This is a genomic window from Mesorhizobium sp. M8A.F.Ca.ET.208.01.1.1 (genome assembly GCF_004791315.1).
Taxonomy (GTDB): Bacteria; Pseudomonadota; Alphaproteobacteria; order Rhizobiales; family Rhizobiaceae; genus Mesorhizobium.
Genome location: NZ_SRUT01000334.1, coordinates 1 through 296, shown reverse-complemented (window position 1 = coordinate 296; position 296 = coordinate 1). Strand labels below are relative to the sequence as shown.

Below are 296 nucleotides of genomic sequence, written 5' to 3'. Positions count from 1 at the left end.
AAGAGGTTGGTGATCGTGCCCTCGCAGAGCTCGCCGCGCTCGTTGGCCAAAAGTACTTCGTCGGCGCGGGTCGCGAGATATTCCGCGCGCGCATGCTGGTAAGTCTCGCGACGGCTTGTCTTATGGCGCAGCAGCATGTTGCCTGAATCGAGGCGGATGCGCGCCAGCTGAAGCCGCCAGATCTTGTCCGCGGGCAGCGGTTCGTAGGCTTGAGCGGCGGCTGTCGCCTCGCCATTGCGCTGCAGGGCAAGGCGCACGCGCAAGGCAGTCCCGTGTCCGCTGACGGTGCCGGAAAG

General features: G+C 65.5%; 1 protein-coding gene. It reads right to left on the bottom strand.

The features are described from left to right. On the bottom strand, positions 1 to 296 hold a 296-nt coding region (locus EN851_RS35535), incomplete at both ends, for an aminotransferase class IV (RefSeq protein ID WP_189587370.1).